4 protein-coding genes are annotated in these 2,610 nt (G+C 70.2%); all 4 read left to right on the top strand.

Annotation, left to right across the window (positions count from 1 at the left end; translation table 11 throughout):
- The coding region (locus QQK25_RS22630; RefSeq protein ID WP_284189992.1) for a WD40 repeat domain-containing protein at positions 1-343 on the top strand (343 nt) is incomplete at its 5' end.
- Positions 344-476: 133 nt separating this feature from the next.
- On the top strand, positions 477-1,907 hold the full coding sequence (locus QQK25_RS22625) for a phage tail sheath subtilisin-like domain-containing protein (RefSeq protein WP_284189991.1): 1,431 nt from the start codon (positions 477-479) through the stop codon (positions 1,905-1,907).
- Positions 1,908-1,956: 49 nt separating this feature from the next.
- Positions 1,957-2,349: a hypothetical protein gene (locus QQK25_RS22620; protein ID WP_284189990.1), complete on the top strand. Its 393-nt coding sequence runs from the start codon at positions 1,957-1,959 to the stop codon at positions 2,347-2,349.
- Positions 2,350-2,353: 4 nt separating this feature from the next.
- Positions 2,354-2,610 (top strand): hypothetical protein (locus QQK25_RS22615; RefSeq protein WP_284189989.1); only part of this gene is annotated, 257 nt, incomplete at its 3' end.

Below are 2,610 nucleotides of genomic sequence, written 5' to 3'. Positions count from 1 at the left end.
GGCCCGGCCGCTGGGCCGCGAAGGCAGCCCGCTGCTCGACCTGGCCCTCTCCCCCGACGGGCAAGCCCTCGCCAGCACCGACAAGGACGGCCGAGTCTTCCTGTGGGACATGAGTAGCGGCCAGCCCCTCCACGCGCCGCTCCTGCGCCACGCCGGGCCAGGGCTGGCCCTGGCGTGGGCACCGGACAGCGCCCGGCTCGCCACCGCCGGCTGGGGCCAGGGCGTGCTCATCTCCAGCACCGCCGCCGACGCCTGGGCAGACCACGCCTGCAGCCTCGTCCGCCTCAATCCACCAGAGGGCGCCGACACACCCTCTTGCAGGCAAGCGCCAACACGGCCTTGACATCGGCACGCCGCGATCTAGTCTGATTAGGCAGACCGCGTTTCCATGACGAAGCACGAACCCTGCGTCATAAACCCTTCGCATCCGCGAAGCGGCCCATCGCCATCGTTCAAAGCGTGATCGGGAGGCCCCCATGACCCTCATCATCCCCGGCGTCGAAGTCACCGTCGTCAAGGAAGTCCTGGCACCCCAGCTGGCCCCGTCGGGCGTGCTGGGCCTGGTGGGCATCGTCGAGAACGCTGCCGAAGGCGTGGGGCGTGCCGCCAGCTGGCGCAGCTTCCTCACCGCCTACGGCGGCGCCAGCACCTTCAGCCTGCCCGAAGCGGCCCAGGCGCTGGCCAACGGCGTGTTCGAGCTGGTGGTGTGCCCGGTGGCCTGCGAAAGCCGGGCGAGCATCAAGATCCCGCCGGCCACCGGCAGCGGCGCGGCCTTCACGCTGTCCGCGAAGGCGCCGGGGCCGTGGGGTAACGCCATCACCGCCAGCATCGCCACCCGCCAGGTGCCCACCGGCAAGAAGACCGCCGAAGGCGCCGACGAAACCCGCGCGGTGTTCGACCTCACCCTGCGCTACAAGGGCACGGCCTACACCGAAGTGCACCGCAACCTGTCGGTCGATACCGGCGACCAGATCCGCAACGCCCGCGACGTGCTGGCCGCGCAATCGCAGCTGGTGCGCATCGACGAAGCCCGCGACAAACTCAAGCAACCCAAGGACAGCCCCGACACCACCGCTGCCGGCGGCGCCGCCTATGCGCTCGCCGGCGCCGTGGATGCCGAGCCGGACGCCTATCGCGCCGCCGTGGCCCTGCTCGAAAACGAATCCGACGTGGACATGGTGCTGGTCTCGGTGCAGGACACCACCGACACCACCCGCGTCGGCCGCATCTACGCCGACGTGATCAGCCACTGCGACCGCATGAGCGCCCTCAGCCAGGGCCGCATCGGCTTCGGCGAGGTGCCCGGCGCCAGCGCCAGGGAAATCGCCACGGCCGCCGACAAGCTCACTGGCACGCTGGTGTCCGATCGTTTCGTGCTCGTCGCCCCGGCCGGCGTGGTGGGCGCGGTGGCCGGCATGACCGGCAGCCTCGACTACTTCCAGTCGCCCACCTTCAAGCGCCTGTCCGGCCTCGGCGAGCCCTCGCCGGCACTGGGCGTCGAATCCCAGCAGGAACTGCTGCGCAAGAACGTCGTGCCCATCGTCGCCCAGCGCGGCCGTGGGGTGATCGTGGTGCGCGGGCTCACCACCGACAACGACCAGATCAGCGTGCGCCGGGTGGCCGACCACGCGGTACGCGGCGTCAAGACCATCGGCGAGCTCTTCATCGGCCGGCTCAACAACGAGGAAGGGCGCGGCGCCCTCAAGCAGAAGCTGGTGGAGTTCCTCGTCCAGATGCAGAAGGAAGGCGCCATCGTGCCCTCCACCGACGGCACCGACCCGGCCTTCAAGGTGAGCGTGTATTCCAGCCAGCAGGATTTCGCCCAGGGCATCGTGCGGGTCGATCTGGCGGTGCGCCCGGTGCGCGCCATCGACTACATCTACGCCACGGTGCTGGTCCAGGTGTAAGCCCCGGCCGACCGCCTCCTCCAACCCCTGACTCACCGGAGAACCCGCCATGCCGACCGTCTTTTCCGCCAACCGCTCCAGCGTGCTGGTCGATGGCGAAGCCATCGAAGGGCTGCAATCGCTGGCCTTCCGGGTCGTCACCGAGCGCGAGGACATCCGCGCCGTGGGCAGCGACGAACGGGTCGCCGTGAGCTTCGGCCTGCGCACCGTGCAGGGCGAGCTCACCGTGCGCTCGGCCAACTTCAAGCTCGACGGCCACCTGGACAAGCAGGCCAAGTTCCAGCTCGTCGCCAACCTCAAGAAGGACGACGCCGCCGACTCGCCCAAGCGCACCCTGTCCTTCGACGACTGCTACATCGAAGACAAGGCCTTCAGCCTCGGCGCCGGTGGCACGGTGGTGACCGCCTACACCTTCAGCGCCACCCGCGTGCGCGAGGAGTAAGGCCATGAGCAGGCTGGCGCTGGACCTCTCCGGCACGCCCTGCCTGCTCGATTTCGAGGGCTTTCACCGCCCGCTGGGCGTCACGGCAGGCACCACCGCGTTCACCCTGGCGCCCTGGACCTACCTCCGCCACATCGACACCCTACGCGCCAGCACCCGCGCCGCCGGCCCCGACCTGCGCCTCGACACCCGACGCCTCACCGCCGCCGTGCTGGCCGGCCTCGACCTGCCCGACGCGCTCGCCCGCGCCCTCGAACCCCT

Source organism: Zoogloea oryzae (assembly GCF_030161255.1).
In the GTDB taxonomy this organism is placed as follows: Bacteria; Pseudomonadota; Gammaproteobacteria; order Burkholderiales; family Rhodocyclaceae; genus Zoogloea; species Zoogloea oryzae.
The sequence above is the reverse complement of the archived record's forward strand: the minus strand, read 5'-3'. Positions and strand labels throughout refer to the sequence as shown.